The 18,747-nt window shown below is 69.2% G+C and carries 12 protein-coding genes; 3 read left to right on the top strand and 9 right to left on the bottom strand.

Annotated elements, in window-relative coordinates:
- Window positions 1-44: 44 nt before the first annotated feature.
- Together CHF15_RS22755 and CHF15_RS22760 are read right to left on the bottom strand one after the other, a co-directional pair.
- Complete coding sequence (locus CHF15_RS22755) at window positions 45-932, bottom strand: NmrA family NAD(P)-binding protein (RefSeq protein ID WP_089225707.1); 888 nt, start codon at window positions 930-932, stop codon at window positions 45-47.
- A gap of 627 nt (window positions 933-1,559) precedes the next feature.
- Window positions 1,560-2,156 (bottom strand): TetR/AcrR family transcriptional regulator, encoded by a 597-nt coding sequence (locus tag CHF15_RS22760; protein WP_089225708.1) that lies wholly within the window; start codon window positions 2,154-2,156, stop codon window positions 1,560-1,562.
- 339 nt (window positions 2,157-2,495) lie between these two features.
- On the opposite strand from CHF15_RS22760, the gene CHF15_RS22765 reads away from it, so the two are divergent.
- Window positions 2,496-3,245, top strand: coding sequence for a glucose 1-dehydrogenase (locus tag CHF15_RS22765; RefSeq protein ID WP_089225709.1), 750 nt, complete (start codon window positions 2,496-2,498; stop codon window positions 3,243-3,245).
- Window positions 3,246-3,310: 65 nt separating this feature from the next.
- On the opposite strand, the gene CHF15_RS22770 is transcribed toward CHF15_RS22765, so the two are convergent.
- The 3 genes from CHF15_RS22770 to CHF15_RS22780 all read right to left on the bottom strand — a co-directional run bounded on the left by CHF15_RS22770 (window position 3,311) and on the right by CHF15_RS22780 (window position 7,298).
- Entirely contained in the window at window positions 3,311-4,780 is a 1,470-nt protein-coding gene (locus tag CHF15_RS22770; protein WP_089225710.1) for an FAD-dependent monooxygenase, read from the bottom strand.
- A 680-nt stretch (window positions 4,781-5,460) separates the two neighbouring features.
- Complete coding sequence (locus CHF15_RS22775; RefSeq protein WP_089225711.1) at window positions 5,461-6,213, bottom strand: ZIP family metal transporter; 753 nt, start codon at window positions 6,211-6,213, stop codon at window positions 5,461-5,463.
- A gap of 479 nt (window positions 6,214-6,692) precedes the next feature.
- Window positions 6,693-7,298, bottom strand: a complete 606-nt coding sequence (locus CHF15_RS22780; RefSeq protein ID WP_089225712.1) for a PadR family transcriptional regulator — start codon at window positions 7,296-7,298, stop codon at window positions 6,693-6,695.
- Between the two features lie 64 nt (window positions 7,299-7,362).
- On the opposite strand from CHF15_RS22780, the gene CHF15_RS22785 reads away from it, so the two are divergent.
- A complete protein-coding gene (locus CHF15_RS22785) occupies window positions 7,363-8,577 on the top strand; it encodes an FAD-dependent oxidoreductase (protein WP_089225713.1) in 1,215 nt (404 codons plus the stop codon).
- Between the two features lie 59 nt (window positions 8,578-8,636).
- Here CHF15_RS22785 and CHF15_RS22790 read toward each other — a convergent pair whose 3' ends face one another.
- The 4 genes from CHF15_RS22790 to CHF15_RS22800 form a co-directional block, all read right to left on the bottom strand.
- Window positions 8,637-12,263 (bottom strand): carboxypeptidase regulatory-like domain-containing protein, encoded by a 3,627-nt coding sequence (locus CHF15_RS22790; RefSeq protein ID WP_322975695.1) that lies wholly within the window; start codon window positions 12,261-12,263, stop codon window positions 8,637-8,639.
- On the bottom strand, window positions 12,248-12,766 hold the full coding sequence (locus CHF15_RS46590) for a hypothetical protein (protein WP_322975696.1): 519 nt from the start codon (window positions 12,764-12,766) through the stop codon (window positions 12,248-12,250). Before CHF15_RS46590 ends, CHF15_RS22790 begins: the two co-directional genes overlap by 16 nt.
- Before the next feature lie 407 nt (window positions 12,767-13,173).
- Complete coding sequence (locus CHF15_RS22795; RefSeq protein WP_089225714.1) at window positions 13,174-13,467, bottom strand: hypothetical protein; 294 nt, start codon at window positions 13,465-13,467, stop codon at window positions 13,174-13,176.
- Between the two features lie 179 nt (window positions 13,468-13,646).
- Window positions 13,647-15,170, bottom strand: coding sequence for a serine/threonine-protein kinase (locus CHF15_RS22800; protein WP_089225715.1), 1,524 nt, complete (start codon window positions 15,168-15,170; stop codon window positions 13,647-13,649).
- A 434-nt stretch (window positions 15,171-15,604) separates the two neighbouring features.
- Here CHF15_RS22800 and CHF15_RS22805 point away from each other — a divergent pair, with 434 nt between their 5' ends.
- Entirely contained in the window at window positions 15,605-18,628 is a 3,024-nt protein-coding gene (locus CHF15_RS22805) for a family 16 glycoside hydrolase (protein ID WP_089225716.1), read from the top strand.
- The last annotated feature ends 119 nt before the right edge of the window (window positions 18,629-18,747 follow it).

Here is an 18,747-nt window from a genome sequence, read left to right on the forward strand (position 1 = left end):
GCGTGACCACCACCGGGTGGTGCGAGTCGCCCCGGGCCGGCCGGCTACGTACTCGGCTTGCCGTAGTCGAGTTCGAAGGCCGAGCGGTGTTCGTTGACGAACTCCTCGACCGTCGCGAGCGGCTGCCCGATGATGCGCGGGGCCGTGTCGGTGATTCCTGCCAGGCGGCCCTCCCGCTGGTCCAGGGTCACGGCCTCGAAGTGCTTGAGCTTCGCCATGTCAGCCCCGATGCCGAGCAGTTCGAGGAAGGTGGCCGGGGTGACCTGCTCGAACGGAAGGTCCTTGCCCAGCACCCTGCCGACCTCGGCCGCGAGCTCCTCATGGCTGTACTCGACAGGGCCGGTGAGGGCGTAGACCTGCCCACCGTGCTCCTCGGGCGAGGCGAAGATGCGGGCGGCGGTCAGTGCGATGTCCCGGCCGGCGATCGGGGCGAAGCGGCTCTCCTTGTCGAACGGCATCACGTAGCGGCCGTAGCGGATCAGCCCGGAGATGTAGAGCAGCCACTGCATGAAGAACGTGACCCTGAGGTGAGTGGTGGGGACTCCCGACCACTCGAAGACCTGCTCGGAGAGCCAGTGGTTCTGCGTGGCCTTGCTGTGCGCGTGCGGCCGGGACTGGAAGTGCGACATGTTCACGATGAGCTCGAGGTTCTCCTCCCTGGCGGCCTGGGCGAACATCACCGCGGCCTCCACCAGTCCGTCGCCGATCGGGTAGTTGAAGTAGGCGCGCTGGACACCCTCCATGGCCTTGCGGACGTCGCGCAGGTTGAGCAGGTCGCCGAACACGACGTCGGCGCCCTTGTCCCGCAGTCGCTGGGCCCGCTCGTCGTCCGCGCGAACCATGGCGCGCACCTGGAAGCCTTCCCTCAGCAGGTAGTCGACCATCGGTCGACCGGTCTCGCCGTTGGCTGTCGTGATCAAAATCGTGGTCATCGACTCTTTCTTCTCTGCTCGCTGGTGTTGCCGGTGCGGGGGGCCTGGGCCTTCGGCCCGGACAGCGGGACCGCGGATGCGGACGGGACGCGGGGCCACTGCGTCACCCACGGACAAGGGGCCCGGCAGCTCCGCGGATGGTGCCCGTCCGCACAGCGACTGTGTACGTCCGTCGGCGCACCGCGGGCATCCCTGTCGGGATCGGACCACACCCTCACATAGATTACATAAGGAATCTAAAATGGCAAGCATCGCCACGTCGGAAGACGGACAGCGGTGCACAGGTCAGCCGCTCACGGCAAAGTCTGTTCCTGCCGTGAAGGGACGGCTTCGGCGTCGGGGGCGCCCGGGTCGTATCCGTAGGTCCAGCCGTTGGCGATCAGAGGGTCTTCGCCGGCATGGCGCGCGTCGCGCTCACGCTGTTCGGGCCCGTGGGCGAGGGGCAGGGGCTCGCGGTCCAGGAGGGCCCACCGGCCGGGCTCCCAACGCGGGTGCCCACGGCGGCGCTCAGCTGGGCTCCTCAGGCCTCGCTGAGCAACACAAGACCGGCGTTCGTTTGGCTGATGCGAGCCGTATCCCAAAGCGCCGGACGGTCCGGACAGGATGACACGTAGCGCGGTGGGCCCGTCAGTTCACGGAGCGAGGCAGCACGGCGAGGGCAGTCTGGGCGATGTCCTTCAGCGTCTCCGGCTTCGCCCCGGCCTTGCCCAGCGCTTCTATGCCGCGCAGGACGGCGAGCACCAGCGCAGCCAGCTTTCCGGGATCCACGTTCGCGGCGATGTCGCCGTTGCGCTGGCAGGCGGCGATATCGTCCTCGAGTAGCGTGCGCAGTGCCTCGATGGTCGCGTGCGCCCGCTTGGCCACCGTCTCGTCGTGTTCGGCCAGCTCCGCGGCACCCTTGGCCAGCAGGCATCCGCGGTGCGCGGTGTCCGCGGCAGTGGCCGCGGCCACCAAGTGGACGTGGGCGGACAGCCGCGCGTACGCGTCCTTGTCGTCGCCGCGCAACTGCCGGCCCGTGGCATCGACGACAGCGGCACAGTAATCGTCGAACAGTCGACGGAACAGCTCCTGCTTTCCGCCGAACGCGCCGTACAGGCTGCCCTTGCCAAGGCCTGTTGCCGCGGCGACGTCTTCCATGCGCGTGGCGGCGAACCCACCGGACCAGAACAGATCACGGGCGATGTCCAGTACCTGCTGCTCGTCGAACTTCCGAGGTCGCGCCATGACGAGCAGCCTACACGTTTCTTGACTCTCCCGTCCATAACGGTCAGCTTTATGGACGAAGGAGTCAAGAAACAAGGGTGGGGATGTCGTGACGGCGGGGCAAGGTGGCGGTCGCCGCCGAGATCAGCAGCGGCATCGGAAAAGCGTGCATGCCCCGTGGATGTGATGGCTTGACGACGGTGCGTACCGGGGAGTGGGGCGGGTCACAGTTTTTGACTCATCCGTCCAGTATTGAGTTTTTTACCGTATCGTCCATAACGAGCCCGCCGGATCAGGCGCGGGTCTGACGCAGAGCAACGGCCGCGGAGTGCAGACCTCCGCCGAAAAGGAGCCTTGACCATGGGACAGCTCGACGGCAAGACAGCCATCATCACTGGGGGTAACAGCGGGATCGGGCTGGCCACCGCCAAGCGGTTCGCTGCCGAGGGCGCGCATGTGTTCATCACGGGTCGACGCCAGGAGGCGCTCGACGCCGCGCTGGCTGAGATCGGGCCGAATGCCACTGCCGTTCGCGGTGACGTCTCCGATCTTGACGACATCGACCGCCTCTACGCCGCCGTCGCCGAGCAGGGCCGTCGTATCGACGTGCTGTTCGCCAACGCCGGCGGCGGCGAATTCTCCACCTTGGAAGACGTCACCGAGAAGCACTTCGACTCGACCTTCGGTATCAACGTGAGGGGTACGCTCTTCACGGTCCAAAAGGCGCTTCCTCTGCTGAACGAGGCCGCTTCGGTCATCCTCACGGGATCCACCGCCGCCACCTCGGGCGGCGAGGCCTTCGGCGTCTACGCCGCCTCCAAGGCCGCCATCCGCAGCTTCTCCCGCACGTGGGCCAATGAGCTCAAGAGCCGGAAAATCCGGGTGAACACCCTCGTCCCGGGTCCGATCGAGACGCCCGGCAACTCCGGACTGGCTCCCAATGATGCAGAGGCCGCCAAGCTCTGGGACTTCTTCGCCAGCCAGGTGCCGCTTGGCCGGATGGGTCGCCCTGAGGAGGCCGCTGCGGCGGCACTCTTCCTCGCCAGCGATCAGAGCAGCTTCATCACGGGAACCGAGCTCTTCGTCGACGGCGGTATCAACCAGGTCTGATCGCCCTCGTCGGGACAGCAGGCCGGCCCGAGGCGGCAACCGCAGTTCACCATGGAGAACCGGGTCTAAGCAGCGCCTGCGCCCTCACCGCAGTGGCCGGCCAGTGCCTGCCTGATCTGCTCGGCCCGGCGGTGCGGGGACTGCTCGGACGAGGCCCACGCAATGTAGGCGTCCGGTCTGACCAGTACGGACTTGCTGGTCAGGCCGGCTGGGGTGACGCACTCCACCGCGTCGGCCCAGACTTCGGTCACCGAAGAAGAGAGTGCTGCGTCCGCCGGTGTGACCAGTACGAACCGGCGGCCGCGCAGCGCCTCGTACAGGCGTCGCCCGTCGCTGAGGAGGACATCCGGCGCCCGTTTCCCCGTGAGCGGGTGCGCGCCGGCCGGGGCGCCGTAGGCGATGTCGATTCCGGACATCGCCCGCCCCAGCCGCCGGGCCACCGGCGGGAGACGCAGGACGGTCCGGGCGGTGATGTCCCGGAAGCCGCGGAACGCCCGAGGAGTGGTCAGTACACCACGTAGCAGCGCACCGCTCAGGCGCAGGACTCTGCGCCCGACAGGATGTCTTTCGGCCTCGTAAGTGTCGAGCAGGGCTTCGCGGGCATGGCCGTGAAGTACGGCAGCCAGTTTCCAGCCCAAGTTCGCAGAATCCTGAATGCTGGTGTTCATGCCCATGCCCCCGGCGGGGGAGTGCACGTGCGCCGCGTCACCGACGAGGAAGACCCTGCCTACGCGGTAGTGCGGCGCCTGCCGCTCATCGCTGTGGAATCGTGATATCCAGCGCGGGTCGTGCATGCCGAAGTCGCTGCCGAGCGCCCTGCGGGCGACGGCACGGATCTCCTCCAGATCGACCGGTGCGCTGTCCGGCATCTCATGCCGGCGATTCCACGCCATGATGCGGAACCATCCGTCGCCGAACGGTACGAGTATCGCGAAGGCGTCGCCCACTGCCCCTACGGTCGGGGGCTTTTTCGGGGGATCGGCCAACCGGACATCGGCGAGCATCATCGACCGCACCGCGGAGCGGCCGGGGAACGGCAGGCCGAGCGATCGGCGTACCAAGCTGCTTCTTCCATCGGCGCCCACGACGTACGCCGCGCGCAGGGTCCGGGAGGAGCCGTCCGCCGCCCGGACCCGAACGTCAACACCGGTTGCGTCTTGCGCAAGCCCGAGAGCCTCCCAGCCTTCCCGAATGTCGGCACCTCGGGAAAGGGCCCGCGCACGGAGTACTTGCTCGGTGTGGTACTGCGGAGTCACCAGTACATGCGGGTACCGGGTTGGCAACCGCGACAGATCGATCTGCAAGAACTGGAGAACCGGGTTGCGGATACCGGTCGCAAGCAGCTGGTCGGCGACACCACGGGCGTCCAGTTGCTCCATCGTGCGGGCGTGGACTGCAAACGCCCGGGTGAGCTGCGATTCCTGTGTGCGGCGTTCGATGACGGTACACCTGACACCGGCCTCCGCCAGATCACCCGCCAGCAACAGCCCCGATGGGCCCGCTCCTACGATCAATACCTGGTTGTCGGAGCTCATGTGATCCCCTCCAGGGTTGCCGGGGCCACGGTGGTGAGTGGGTCGGAGAGCTGGTTCTCGGCTTTGGCCCGCCCGTCCGGCCAGATGACCGGTAAGTCGCCGTCCCTGACCAGCCCCAGCCCCACCGTACATACGGTACCGCCGGCCCAGGGCCTGCGCGCGGCGTCCCGGCACGGGTTGCCCTTGTCACCGTTCGGAAGACGGAGACTTACGGGACCCCGGCTCGAGTCGGAGCCGGCACGGGCAGACGATCGCTGTTGTACCCCCAAAGAACTCGGCTGCCGCCGTGCGCCACATATTCGGGAGTAACACATCTTGGCGCACTCGGCCGACCACCGAGCAGATGCCGCGGCCACATGGATGGATGCCGACTCGGATGAACTGCTGTTTTGCAGGCGGATGCGCCGGTGTGTGGGGATGCGTTGACCACCGGCAGCCCCGAACTCCTCCGGAGCCGTATCAGTTCGCACCCTCATAGCCACGGAACAGCATCAGCTGCTGCCCCCCATCAGCTGCACCACCGTCGTCAGCTGAGCCGTCCGGACGCTCTGGTACAGCAGCCTGACCAGGTCGAAGAGGGCGGCGGTGGCCATCGTCCAACGCACTGCGAAAAGCCAGCCATTGAGCCGTCTCCCGCGCGGGCCTTAGGGCAGAGGGCACCACCAACGACCTACTCACAGTCAGCTCGCAAGCCCGATCACCAGCCACATCAGCAGAGCCCCGGCCACCGTGAACAAAAGAGTCGCCTTGGAGGGATGCGGACTGTGAGCCTCCGGCAATATGTCGGACGTCGCAAGGTAAAGCAAGAAGCCGGCGAAGAACCCGAGATACAGACCCAGCAACCCCGTCGGTATCGTGAACCCCAAAGTGATCGCCGCCCCGGCCACCGGGGCCACTGCGTCGGCTACGAGCAGTAGTTGAGCCCGGCGCCGGGCATTTCCGTACAGCCTGGTGATCGTGTAGGTGTTGAAGCCGTCGGCGAAGTCATGGGAGATCACCGCGATGGCAACGACGATGCCCAACGTATTGCCAGCCTGATAGGCGGCGCCGATGGCGAACCCGTCGATCACGCTGTGTCCCACAAGTGCTGAGGCGGCGGTAAGACCGATTCCCTCCGCCGATTCCTGCGTATGCCCGAAAGCGTGGGAGTGCGGGGCGTACTCGCTCTCGTGGGCGCGATGGATGGCGACCCCTCGCTCCACCACGTGCAGAGTAAGGAACCCCGCAACGAACATCAGCAATGCTGCGGGAACCCCGAAAACGTGCCGCGGCTGAGCGGTCAGCGCATCGGGAAGCAGGTCGAAGCCGATGACGCCGAGCATGAGCCCGGCGGCCAGACCGAGCACCAGATGACGGCGGTCGCCAACCCGCTGTGCGACGACACCACCGATAAGAGTCATGATCATGGCGCACACGGCTATCAGAACCGGCATGAAACAATTTTCCGCGACGTCGTGAGGGGTTGCTACTCGGGCCTTGACCCCTGATCTCGGACACACAAGACACTGGGTCTGAGGATCCGAGAACGGACATCTCGTGGTCATGAAAAACTATCCGCCGCCGTTCAAGGACGACGCGGTCGCGCTTTACCGGCCGCGGCCCCAGGCGACGATCCGGCAGGTCGCTGCCGACCTGCGGATCAATTCAGAGATCTGCGGAACTGGGTCCGGGCGGCCGGAGCGAGCCGGCCCCGGGTGAAGGTGCCCGCCGAGCCGCCAATGCAGTTGGAGGCGGAGAAGGTCGCTCTACGTGCCGCTCAAGACCAGCACGTCCGAAGGACTCAGCTCGCAGGACTACTTCGAGATCCGCGACGTGCGATATCGCGCGATCCAGGCCGGTCTTGCGGGCCGTCTCGATCAGCAGCAGGGCGCTGCTGCGCGAGGCGGGCCTCGATCGGCGCCGGGGCGCGTGGTCACATGTCGTCGCCCGCGTGTGCGAGCAGTTCTTCGGGTGACCAGGCCAGGCGTCCGGCCGCGCAGTCGGCCAGCACGTCCCGGACCCACGACAGTTCGGCCGCCGTCATCGCGCGCACGTACCCCAACTCCAGTGTCGCGATCCGGGGCAGTCCGCTCTCCGCCTCCCGGGCGAGGTCCGCGTCGTGCCGGGCGAGGGCCGTCTCCAGGGCCTTCGCCCGGCGGCCGAGCGCGTCGCGCAGCGCGTCCGGTGTCAGCATCATCAGCAGCGACAGTGCGGCGGGGAACTCGGGGAACTCCTGTTTCGGCGTGGCGAGCATCTCGTCGAGCCAGCGGTGCGCCGTCTCGCTGCCCGCGTCGGTGACCTCGTAGACCGTGCGCTCCGGGTACTGGGCGTCCCGGCCCGTCTCGCGGACGGCGATCAGTCCGGCGGCGAGCAGGCGGTCCATGGTCCGGTACAGGCCGGCCCGCTGGCCGACGTTGACGACCTGGTCCTTGCCCCATTCCTTGAGCAGCCGCTGCACGCCGTAGGGATGGAGGGGCTTGTAGTGCAGCAGGGCCAGGACGGTCAGGGCGAGCGGGGAACTCCGGGGCGCAGTGCTCATGGGCCGATATTACCCACGACCGGACTAGTTGACTAGGAACTAGTTTCACTGCAACTATTCACTCATGACGAACTCGACTGGCACGACGAAGGGCAAGGTTCGCTCCGCACTGGTCATCGGCGGCGGTGTCGCCGGTCCCGTCACCGCGATGGCGCTGCAGCAGGCGGGCATCGAGGCAACGGTCTTCGAGGCGTACGACCGTCCGGCCGACGGGATCGGCGGCGGCATGGGCCTGGCGCCGAACGGCTTCCAGGCGTTCGACGCGATCGGCGTGGGCGATGCGATCCGCGCGGTCAGCACCGAGATGAACGGCATCGTGCTGAGGAGCTGGAACGGCAAGAAGCTGGCCGAGTTCGGCACGCTGCCCGGTATCGACCCGACACGCTTCGTGATCCGCGCGGAGCTGTTCCGGGCCTTGCGCGAGGCGGCCGCGAAGCGGGAGCTGACCACCGTCTACGGCCGGCGCATCGTCGACGCGAGCCAGGACGCCGACGGTGTCACCGCGCACTTCGAGGACGGCAGCACGGCGACCGGCGACGTGCTGATCGGCGCGGACGGACTGCGCTCGACGGTACGCCGTCTCATCGACCCGGCCGCTTCCGCGCCGCGGTTCGCCGGCACGGCGGGGTTCGGCGCGATGGTCACCGACGCCGGCGTCGCGCCCACCGACGGCATGATGCACATGGCCTTCGGCAAGCGGTGCTTCTTCGCCTGGCAGGTGCTCGCCGACGGCACCGGCTTCTGGTTCGTCAACCTGCCGGTGGCGCGGCCGCTGACGCCCTCCGAGCAGCGCGAGCGCGGGGGCGCCTACTGGCTGGAACACCTGACCGAGGTCTGCGAGGGCGACGTCACCCCGGCCGGGCGGATGCTGGCGGCCACCGACCCGACGGCGATGCTCTTCGCCGGAAGCACGGAGAGCCTGCCGCGGTCGGTGCGCTGGAGCCGCGGCCGGATGGTCCTGACCGGGGACGCGGCCCATGCCCCCTCCTCCAGCTCCGGCCAGGGGGCTTCGCTCGCCGCGGAGAGTTCCGTCGAACTCGCCCGCTGCCTGCGCGACCTGCCCCTGCCTCAGGCACTGGCCCGCTACGAGGAGCTGCGCCGGCCCCGGGTGGAGCGGATCGTCAAGGAGACCGCCCGCACCAACGCCCGCAAGGCCGCGGGCCCGGTCGGACGGGTGGTCCGCGACGCGCTGCTGCCGGTGATGTTCAAGCTGGTCAAGCCCGAGAAGAACGCCTGGCAGTTCCGGTACCCGATCGACTTCGACGCCCCGGTGGGGTGACGGGAACGGGCCGGCCCCGAGGGGCCGGCCCGCGTCCGCTTCCGCCGGATGACCGGCGGTTACTGCTTTTTGAGCGTGAAGTCGCCGGTGACGGTCTCCCCCTTCCTGACCTTCATCGTCGTGGCCACCGGCCGGTAGCCGTCCTTGGCGACGATGACGTCCAGCGGGTTGTTGCGGGAGTCCAGCCACAGGGAGTACGTGCCGTCGGCGGCTGTCCTGAGGGAGTAGTCGGCGGCCCAGCTGCCGATCTCCACGGTGGCTCCGGCCAGTGGCTTGGTGGTGCCGTCGCTCTGGACGCCGCGTACGGTTCCGGTGATTTTGCCCCAGGTCTTCGGCGGGTCGACGTGCAGGGACACCGGGATCTTCCGCATCCCGTACGGGGTGTCGTTGTCCAGCGCCAGCTGGGCGGTGAGGTCACCCGGCTGCGCGATCTCGGGCACCGAGGCGTCCAGCGTGACGGTGACCGTCGTGCTCGCGCCGGGCTGCAGGGTGAAGTGCTGGGAACTCGTCCTCAGCCACGGGACGTCGGTCGTGCCGCCCTGGTCGTATCCGGGCAGGAACTCCACGGTGCTGCTCGGGGTGTACGGCTCGCTTCCGCCGCCGATCTTGTAGAGGCCCAGGGCGGCGCCGCCGCGGTAGGTGGCCACGTCGGCGTTGGGCAGGGTGGCCCAGGCGCCGGCCTGCGGGTCGTAGGCGAAGCCCTGGTTGGTGAGAGCCTCGTGGCTGATGCCGCTGGTCATCACGAGCCGGTCGTTCGCCGCGGTGGAGGAGGAGCTCCACAGCGGGATCGGGAGGTCGGGAAGGGACGTCCAGGTGTCGGCGGCCGGGTCGTACACGTAGGCGCGCTTGCTCTCGCCGATGGAGTCCGCGTTGCCGCCGGCGCAGTAGAGCTTGCCGTTGACACCGCCGCACGACTCCCAGGCGACCCGCTCGGGGTAGTCGGCGATCCGGGACCATGTGTCGGTGTCGGGGTCGTAGGCGTACGCCTCGACGGTGCCGCAGCGGTCGTCGCAGCCGCCGACCGTGTAGAACTTGCCGTCGAGGGCCGCGTTGCCCTGGCCCGCGTAGGCCGCGGGTGCCGGTGCCCCGGTGCTCCAGCGGTCGGCGACGGGGTCGTAGATCTCCAGCTTGGGGTCGGTGGTGCTGTCCGGCAGCCAGCCGCCGACGGTGTAGAACCTGCCGTCGACGAACTGGCCCGAGGGGGCCTCCCGGCGGTCCGTCGCGCTGGCCACCTGGCTCCAGGTGCCGACGACGGGGTCCAGGACGTACATGGCGTTGCTGACGTCGAAGCCGGTGTAGCCGAAGGCGGAGTAGACCTTGCCCTCGTAGGTGCCGACCGCGTTGCCGAGGACGGTCTCCGGGAGGTTGGGGGCGGTCTGCCAGGCGTCCCCGGACGGTGCCGCGGTGCGCTTCGGCCCGGACGGGGCCGGGCCCTTCTTGCTCGCGTGCGGGGAGAAGTGCCCCTTGACGGTCTGCAGGGGTGCGCCGCCGCCGAGGGCCTGGGGCTGGAAGCCTCCGGCCCGTTCACCCACGGCCACGGTGACGGGTGCGCCGCCGGTGTTCTTGACCGTCATGTTCCGCGTGGTGGACTTGCCCCAGCCGAGGGTGGCGCCGACGGTGTCCGGCGTCACGGTCAGCTGACCGGCCTTCAGCTTGTAGGAGGCCGAGACGGCGGTGTCGGCCGCGATGGCGACGGTCTTGCTGAGCTCCGTGTAGCGCGGCCTTGCGGCGTTGACCTCGTGCTTCCCGAGGCCGGGCGAGAACATGAGGTAGAGCCCGTCGCCGCGTGCGGGGTCCTCGGGGGTCGCGACGGTGGTCGCGGTCACCCCCGGTTCGTCCTTGACGGTGACGTCGGCGCCGACCAGTCCTTCGCCGGTGTTGGCGTCGGTCACGGTGCCGGTGACCAGTCCGCCGGGAGTGGCCGTGTAGCCGCGGTCGCCGACGAAGACGTCGTCGACGCCCCACCACCAGGCGAACTCGGTGACGAAGTGGAAGCGCACCCGGACGTCCCGCTTGCCCGCGAGGCCGTCGAGCGGGATCTCGACCTTGGCGTGGTCCGTGAAGCCCGGCGTCGCGGTCCACAGGGACTTCCATGTGGCGCCGTCGTCGGAGCTGGCGTCGACCGAGACGGCCTTGCCGTCGGACACCCAGTACATGGCGTCGAAGGCCAGTTCGGGGTCGGTCGCCTCGGTCAGGTCGTAGACCGGGCTGATCAGCTGGGTGTCGTAGGGCGAGCCGATCGTGGTGTTGTCGGCGATGGCGAAGGCTCCGTCGCCGCCGGTCTGGTTGCCGCGTCCTTCCGGGTCGTCGAAGGTCCAGCCGCCCTCGCTGCCGTCGGCGTTGACGACGCGCCAGCCCTGCGGGGCGGAGTCGGTTGACGCGAAGTGCTCGGTGGCGCCGTCCAGGTGCACGGTGTAGCCGGGCGCGGTGGCCTTCCAGGGATCGGCCCGCAGGGGCAGCTGGAGCGACTGGGGCGCATCGGTGACGGTGAGGGACCTGGTCGCCGTCGTGTAGCCGGGCAGGGAGGCGTCGGCGTGGAGGGTGTAGTCGTGGCCCTCGGGAAGGCTGAGGGTGAAGGCGCCGGTGGCCGGGTCGGTCCACACCGGGCCGCCGGGGACGCCGTCCACGGTGATCTTGGCGTAGAGCGGCCAGCCGTGGCCGGAGCCGTCGGTCACCTTGCCGGAGACGGTCTGGCTGGGGACCGGCTTCAGCGCGAAGTCCCGCGTGAGGGTGCCGTCTTCGGTGACGTCGACGTCCTTGGCGGTGCCGCCGGCGTAGCCGTAGGCGTCGACGGTGATGTCGTAGTGGCCCACCGGGAGGCCGAGGGTGTAGCCGCCGTCGGCCCCGGTGCGCGTGACGTTCTCGGTGCCCGCGCTGATGGTGGCACCCGCGAGGGGCTTGCCGGTGGCCTGGTCGGTGACGGTGCCGGACAGCGTCCCGTGCGGGCCGGTCCGGAAGGCCCGCAGGCCGTCGGGGGTGCCCAGACCGGTCGGGCCGTCGTATCCGGCGGAGCCGGAGCACAGGTAGGCCGGGGTGCAGGTGCCGTTGTCGCCTGCGGTGACGTCGAAGAGCCCCGCCTCCGCCGCGTAGGGGTAGGAGTTGGGGTAGGTGCCCGCGACGGGCGTGCCGGCGTTGGCGTAGACGGCGGCGATGATGGGCGATCCGGCGCTGGTGCCGCCGAACTGCGCCCAGCCGCCGCCACCGTAGGTCTGGTACACCGCGACGGGGGTGGCGGGGTCGGCCACCGCGGAGACGTCGGCGACGGCGCGGTTGGCGCAGCCGGTGTCCTTCTGGAAGGCGGGCTTGGGCACGTAGAGCGAGCACCCGGACCCCGCGCCTCCCCAGGCGGTCTCGGACCAGCCGCGGCTGCTCCCGCTGTCGGCGGTGAGGGAGGTGCCGCCCACCGCGGTCACATGGGACGACGCGGCCGGGTAGGAGACGCCGTAACCGAAGTCGCCGGAGGAGGCGACCATCGCGACGCCGGGGTGGTTGTAGTGGGCGTCCAGCACCGTCGTCTGGTACGGGTCCTCACCACTGCCGAAGCGGTAGTCGGTGCCGTAGGAGTTGGAGACGAACTTGGCGCCGAGCTCGACCGCCGTGTCGACGGCGGCGCCGAGGTCCTCGAAGCCCGGGGTGTCGGCCTCGACGAGCAGGATGTGGGCGTTGGGGGCTATCGCCGAGACCATGTCGAGGTCGAGGGAGATCTCCCCGGCCCAGTCGGGGTCGGGCTGCGGGTAGTCGGTACCGCCGCGCTGGTCGACCTTCGTGAAACACCCGTTGTCCGTCGTGCAGGCGGGCAGGCGGGCAGGCCGTACTGCTCGCGGTAGACCGCCAGGTCGTCCTCGGCGGTCGGGTCGTCGAAGGCGTCGACGATGGCGATCGTCTGGCCCGCTCCGCCACCCGCCGGGACGTTGTAGGCGGAGCGCAGATCGGCCGGGCCGAACCCGCCCGGCGCCGCCTGGGTCCGCAGGCCCTTGGACGGCTTCACATCGGTGCGGCGCAGGGCATAGCAGGTGGCCTCGCCCTTCTTGGCGGCGCCGCATGCCGCCTCGTAGGGCGCGTGGCCGTCCGCGTCAGCGGTCGTGGTGGAGGTGACACTCGCGGCGGAGGGCGCCGCGGCCTGGGACGGTGTCTGGATGCCCAGGACGGCCATCGCGGCGGTGACGATCACCGCCGGCCAGGTGGACATCCGCCGCCGCGGCGGTGGAACGGATATGTGTGGTACGCGCAACGTCCGACTCCCAAGTCATCACAGGAACGCCGAATCATGAAGGTTCGACAGCGAACTTCTGTGGTCGCCGGGAGTCCATTAGCGGAGAGATCTTGTGTGCATGTCAACGCCGAAAAGGGCGGAAAAGGGCCACCGTTTTGCGTTCTCCGGTGCGCTCGACGCGAATGCGTCCGGATACCGGAGAGTAGGCGTGATCAATGACGCCACCTTCAACAAGTCGCACTATGAAGGTGGTTGACGCATGCATCGCCCGATTCCCGGCCTGCCGCCCGGACGTCGCCTCCCGGCCCGCGCGCCCTGGTTGTGGCCCATCGGCTCCTGCGGCGCGACGCGCCGGGGCATTCGGAGACCGGGGACCGCGTGGCTCAGAAGGGACTCGGCACCCGCGTCGCGATCATCACGACGATCGCAAGGTGGATCAGACACGCGACCCGCACCGCCTTCCATTTGCGGGCAACTCCCGCGGCCGCGGCGAGCAACAGAGTGGAGAGGACCAGACACAGGGCGGCACCCGCCGCGGTGTCGGGATCGCTTGTCGGTGTCGACTCCTCGCCCACAGCCGGAAGAGCCGGCAGCAGCATGAATACCGCCACGGCGTACAGGCCGGCGGCCAGACACCCGCGGAGCAGTGGGATCAGCTTGCTGTCGGCAACCGTCACGTTCATTCCGTTCTGCGACCACGTGGGGGACGCGCCGAAAGCGGGCGGCGCCCAACTGGAGAAACACCCCGGATTCTCGGACGACATCGACCGACCGGTCACGATTCTTTGCCGGTATGCGCGGATATCGGCCGGCTGCCCGTCACGACAGAGCCATCGCAGCACAAGTCGAGGCGCGGTCAGTCACGTCGAAGAGTGGACCGGCCGGCCTCCCAGGACTCGAACGCGTAGAGCAGGGTTCCGTCCGCCGACGGCGTGAGCGTGATATCCACGCCGTCCGTGCAGTTGAGAGTGCCTTCGGTGATCTGCTCCTGCACCGCCAGCCCCCGGACGGTCTGGGACACCAGCACCCAGTCACCGCCGCACTCCAATGTCGGATAGTCGACCCTGCCCACGACGTCCCCGACTTTGCCGCCCTTGTACACGATCTTCACGGGATAGAGCTTGTCGTCTCCCTGATGCACGGTCCCCCGCCACGTGCCCTTGTAGCGGAATGCCGGCAACGCGGGTTTCAGGCCGGCCGAGGCGGTGGAGGGCGCCGGCCGCGCAGTGCCGTCTCCCGCTGTCGTCTCGGATCCGGCGGTCAGCATCCTCAGGGTCAACGCGCCTACGACGAAGACGACTGCCGCGAGAAGCAATGACCGTCCACGTCTCCGCCGTGTCGGTGACGCAGCACCGGGCAGGGTCGGACGAGGTCCCCAGGAAGGAAGCGGCGGGGGTGGGGGGACCGGGACGACGGCCCGGCGGAGGTCCGCCCGGGCGGGCAAGTCCGGCTGAGGCGGCCGGGCGGCCCCATCGAATGCCGTCGCCGGTGGTGTCTCCACCTCGAGCAGGTGCGCCGCGTGCCGCCCGAGGTGGTCGAGGAGTGCCGGCGACAGCCACGGGCGGGAGCGGTCGTACCCGGCGGACTCTGCCAGCTCCGCGATGCGCGCCGGAGTGGGGCGCCGAGCCGCCTCCTTGGCCAGGCACGCCTGCGCGACCTCGCGCAGTGCCCCGCTGAGGCCCTCCAGGTCGGGCGGCTGTGAGATCACGGCAAGCAGTCCCGCCGCTCCGCTGCCCGCGTGAGGGAACGGAGACCGCCCGGTGGCGGCGAACACGAGGACCGAGCCGAGGCAGAAGACGTCACCGGCACCCGAGACGGGCTCGCCAAGCACCTGTTCCGGGGACATGAACCCCGGGGTGCCCACCACCACGCCGGTGCGGGTGAGCCCGGCTCCGTCCAACGCGCGCGCGATGCCGAAGTCGATCACCCGGGGCCCGTCCAGGCTGAGCAACACGTTCGACGGCTTCAGGTCTCGATGTACCAGACCGCAGCCGTGAATCGTCTCCAGGGCCCGCGCCAGCCCGAAGGCCAGGGCCCACACGGATCCCTCCGGCAGACGTCCGTGCCGCTCCACCGCCGAATGCAGTGCCAGCGCGGGGACATAGGCCGTGGCCGCCCACGGAACCGCGGCCTCGGTGTCCGCAGCCACGACCGGGGCGGTCCACTCCCCGACAGCCCGGCGGGCAGCGTGCACCTCACGCCGGAACCTCTGCCGGAACTCCGCGTCCACCGCCAGCTCGGCGTGGACGAGTTTGACCGCCACGGTGCGTCCCTGCGCCGAACGCCCCAGGAAGACCCGGCCCATGCCGCCGGAGCCCAGTCGGCCCAGCAATCGGTAGGGGCCCACGGTGTTCGGATCGCCCGGCATGAGCCCGTCCATTCGGCCTCCCCGCCACCTGAAGGGCAACCGAGACCGCCACTGCGCCTCGAACACCCGGGGGTGGGATTCTGCCACCCCCGGGTGACCACGGGGAGATGCCGCGAGGGCCTCTGAGGCCGGCACCCATTCGGACGGCGAGTCCCTGAGTGGTCGCCGAGCGCCGCCTCTTCACCCGATCCGACCGCCGATCGCGCAGCGGGGCTGCCCTACGTGACAGCCCCGCAGGACAGGGCAACCCCGCCCAAGTTTTACCCAGTTGAGGACAAAGTATGGACGGTTCGATGCAACCTTCGTACGCTGGGCGTCGATTTCGCGCGGAAGTACGCAGGCAACGGTCACGCAACGCCAGCGCTCCACTCGTACGTGCATGACTCCACTCCGCGGACGCGGGCCACCCCCGCTCGTACCGCATTGCGCGCCCAGCAGGAGGAAGAGTGACGCCACGCAAGTACCCGCACCTCCGCAGCAATCGCCCCGGAACACGAAGAATCACCGGGCTGTTCCTCTCGGCGCTTCTCACCGGCGGTCTCGCCACCGCCACCGCCGGCGCGCAGGAGCGGCCCCTCGCCGACCTGCCGCCCCAGGAACCCGGTGTCACGCTCCGCGTCTTCGACATCCAGTCGCCGCTGGACGAGCTCTGCGACCTCAAGCCGGCCCAGACCCCCAACGTCGACAGGCTGATCCCCACTGCCGACTGGACATCCACCGACGGCTTCGGTTTCACCGACAACTTCGTGTCGCAGATCATCGGCAACATCAACGTCCCCGACGCCGGTTCGTACACCTTCCGGCTGATCAGCGACGACGGCTCCCGCCTCTTCATCGGCGGTCAGCAGGTCATCGATCACGACGGGCTGCACGGTGCGGAACCCAAGGACGGAGAGATCACCCTCACCCCCGGGTACCACGCCCTGCACATCGACCACTTCGACCGCGGCGGCGGCCAGCAGGTCACCCTGCAGTGGAAGCCCCCGGGCGCGGCCGGCTTCGCCGTCGTCCCGAACTCCGTGCTCAGCACCGACGCCGGCGTGGTCCGGGTCACCGCCCCGGGACGCAAGGAGTGCGAGGGCAGCTACGACACCCCCGGCGACGGCCTCCCGCTGACCTCCGTCAACCCCGGCTACACCCTCACCGACCTGCGCCCCGCGGGCTTCGAGCCGCAGGTCTCCGCCATGGACTGGCTGCCGGGCGGCCGGCTCGCCGTGACCACCTGGGGCGGGAGCAGCGTGGACGAGGGCGCGGTGTACGTCCTCGATCACGTCACGGGTGACACCGGCCCGGAGCAGGTCACGTACAAGAAGATCGCCGGCGGGCTGAAGGAGCCCATGGGGGTCAAGTACGTCGACGGCAAGCTGTACGTCTCGGAGAAGCACCAGCTGACCGAGCTGTCCGATCTCGACGGCGACAACACCGCGGATGAGATCCGCAAGGTCGCCGAGTGGCCGTACGGAGGGAACTTCCACGAGTTCGCCTTCGGCCTGCTCTACGAGGACGGGAACTTCTACCTGAACCTGTCCGTGGCCATCAACTACGGGGGCGCGACGACCGATCCCCAGCCGGCCGCAAACCGTGGCAGCACCATCAAGGTGAACAAGAAGACCGGCAAGGTCAGTTACCTGGCCGGCGGTCTGCGCACACCGAACGGGATCGGACGGGGCCCCGAGGGCGAGCTCTTCGTCACCGACAACCAGGGCGGCTGGCTGCCCGCCTCCAAGCTGGTCCACATCAAGCAGGACCGGTTCTTCAACCACTACACCAACCCCGACGGCCCGTTCGACGACCGCACCGTCACCAAGCCGGTGCTGTGGCTGCCGCAGAACGAGATAGCCAACTCGCCCAGCACGCCGATGCTGCTGAAGAAGGGGCCCTTCGCCGGGCAGCTGCTCTTCGGCGACGTCACCTACGGCGGGATCCAGCGCGCCGACCTGGAGAAGGTGGACGGCGAGTACCAGGGCGCGGTGTTCCGGCACACTCAGGGCCTGGAAGCCGGCATCACCCGCATCAGCACCGGACCGGACGGCGCGATCTACGCGGGCGGCCTCGGCGCGGACGGCAACTGGGGCCAGGAGGGCAAGCTCCGCTTCGGCCTCCAGAAGCTCACGCCGAACGGCAAGAGCGTCTTCGACATCAAGACGATGCGCGCCACCCGGGACGGCTTCGAACTGACCTACACCAAGCCCCTGTCGGAGGAGACCGCCGCCAGGCTGACGAGTGGTGCCTACTCCGTCGAGCAGTGGCGCTACGTCCCCACCCCCGCGTACGGCGGCCCGAAGGTGGACGAGGAGGAGCTGCCCGTCGCGGCGGCCCGTCTCTCCGATGACCGTCGCAAGGTGAGGATCACCGTCCCCGGTCTGAAGACCGACCGGGTGGTGCACGTGCGCTCGCCGCGCCCGTTCGCCTCGGCCGACGGTGAGCAGCTGTGGTCCACCGAGGCCTGGTACACGCTGAACGCCCGTCCGGGCCCGGAATCACCCGTGACGGCGTACGACGCCGAGTCGGCGCGGCTCTCCGGGGGTGCCGACATCGACACCGAGCACGCCGGCTACACCGGAGGCGGTTTCGTCGACGGTTTCGGCACCCCGGGCGCCACCGCGACCTTCGACGTCGACGCACCCAAGAAGGGCACCTACGACGTGGGGCTGCGCTACGCCAACGGCCCCCATCCCTTCACCGGCACCAAGACCATCGGCGTCAGCGTCAACGGCGGTCAGCCGCTGCGGACGAGCCTGCCCTCCACCGGCGCCTGGAACCGCTGGTCCACCCGGTCCGAGCGGCTCGAACTGCGCAAGGGGCGCAACACCATCACCTACACCTACGGGCCCGAGGACACCGGTCACGTCAATCTCGACATGATCGAGGTGCGCCGACCCGGCGGCCGTATCGACCTGTTCTCCGGTGGCAGCGTCGCCACGGCCTGGCAGCACACCGACGGCCGCAGCGTCGAATGGCCGCACACCGCCGAGGAATCCATCGAGGTGTGCTGTGGCGACATCCGGACCAAGCAGGCCTTCGGCGACTTCAGACTGCACGCCGAATTCCGGGTGCCGAAGCTGCCGGACGACGTCACCGGGCAGGACCGCGGCAACAGCGGCATCTACCTCCAGGACCGGTACGAGCTCCAGATCCTGGACTCCTTCGGAGTGGAGCAGCTCGCCTCGAACGAGGCCGCGTCCATCTACAACAAGAAGGCCGCCGATCTGAACGGCGCCACCGCCCCGGAGACCTGGCAGACGTATGACATCGTCTTCCGGGCGGCCCGTTTCGACGCGGAGGGCAAGAAGACCGACGACGCCAGGATCTCCGTGGTGTGGAACGGCGAGACGGTGCACGACGACGTGGCCGTCGACGGCCCGACCGGCGGCGGCGACGTCGAGTCGGCCGCGGCCGGCGCCATCCGGCTCCAGGACCACGGCAACAAGGTCCGGTTCAGGAACCTCTGGATCGAGCCGCTCGACTGACCGGCGGACCATGACCCGGACCGCAGCCTGATCGCGCGGTCGAAGGGCAAGGTCTCCGCGGAGACGGGTGGGCCCAGTGGCACGAGTCGCCACTGGGTCTCCTCGTCGTGATCAGCTCA

The sequence above is a fragment of the Actinacidiphila glaucinigra genome, from assembly GCF_900188405.1.
In the GTDB taxonomy this organism is placed as follows: domain Bacteria; phylum Actinomycetota; class Actinomycetes; order Streptomycetales; family Streptomycetaceae; genus Actinacidiphila; species Actinacidiphila glaucinigra.

Bases quoted from the DNA above. Each gene is read 5' to 3' on its own strand.
- CHF15_RS22790 (WP_322975695.1), bottom strand. From the start codon at position 12,263: ATGGTCTCGGCGATAGCCCCCAACGCCCACATCCTGCTCGTCGAGGCC.
- CHF15_RS22775 (WP_089225711.1), bottom strand. From the start codon at position 6,213: ATGCCGGTTCTGATAGCCGTGTGCGCCATGATCATGACTCTTATCGGT.
- CHF15_RS46590 (WP_322975696.1), bottom strand. From the start codon at position 12,766: ATGTCCACCTGGCCGGCGGTGATCGTCACCGCCGCGATGGCCGTCCTG.
- CHF15_RS22770 (WP_089225710.1), bottom strand. From the start codon at position 4,780: ATGAGCTCCGACAACCAGGTATTGATCGTAGGAGCGGGCCCATCGGGG.
- CHF15_RS22765 (WP_089225709.1), top strand. From the start codon at position 2,496: ATGGGACAGCTCGACGGCAAGACAGCCATCATCACTGGGGGTAACAGC.
- CHF15_RS22785 (WP_089225713.1), top strand. From the start codon at position 7,363: ATGACGAACTCGACTGGCACGACGAAGGGCAAGGTTCGCTCCGCACTG.
- CHF15_RS22755 (WP_089225707.1), bottom strand. From the start codon at position 932: ATGACCACGATTTTGATCACGACAGCCAACGGCGAGACCGGTCGACCG.
- CHF15_RS22760 (WP_089225708.1), bottom strand. From the start codon at position 2,156: ATGGCGCGACCTCGGAAGTTCGACGAGCAGCAGGTACTGGACATCGCC.
- CHF15_RS22780 (WP_089225712.1), bottom strand. From the start codon at position 7,298: ATGAGCACTGCGCCCCGGAGTTCCCCGCTCGCCCTGACCGTCCTGGCC.
- CHF15_RS22800 (WP_089225715.1), bottom strand. From the start codon at position 15,170: ATGGACGGGCTCATGCCGGGCGATCCGAACACCGTGGGCCCCTACCGA.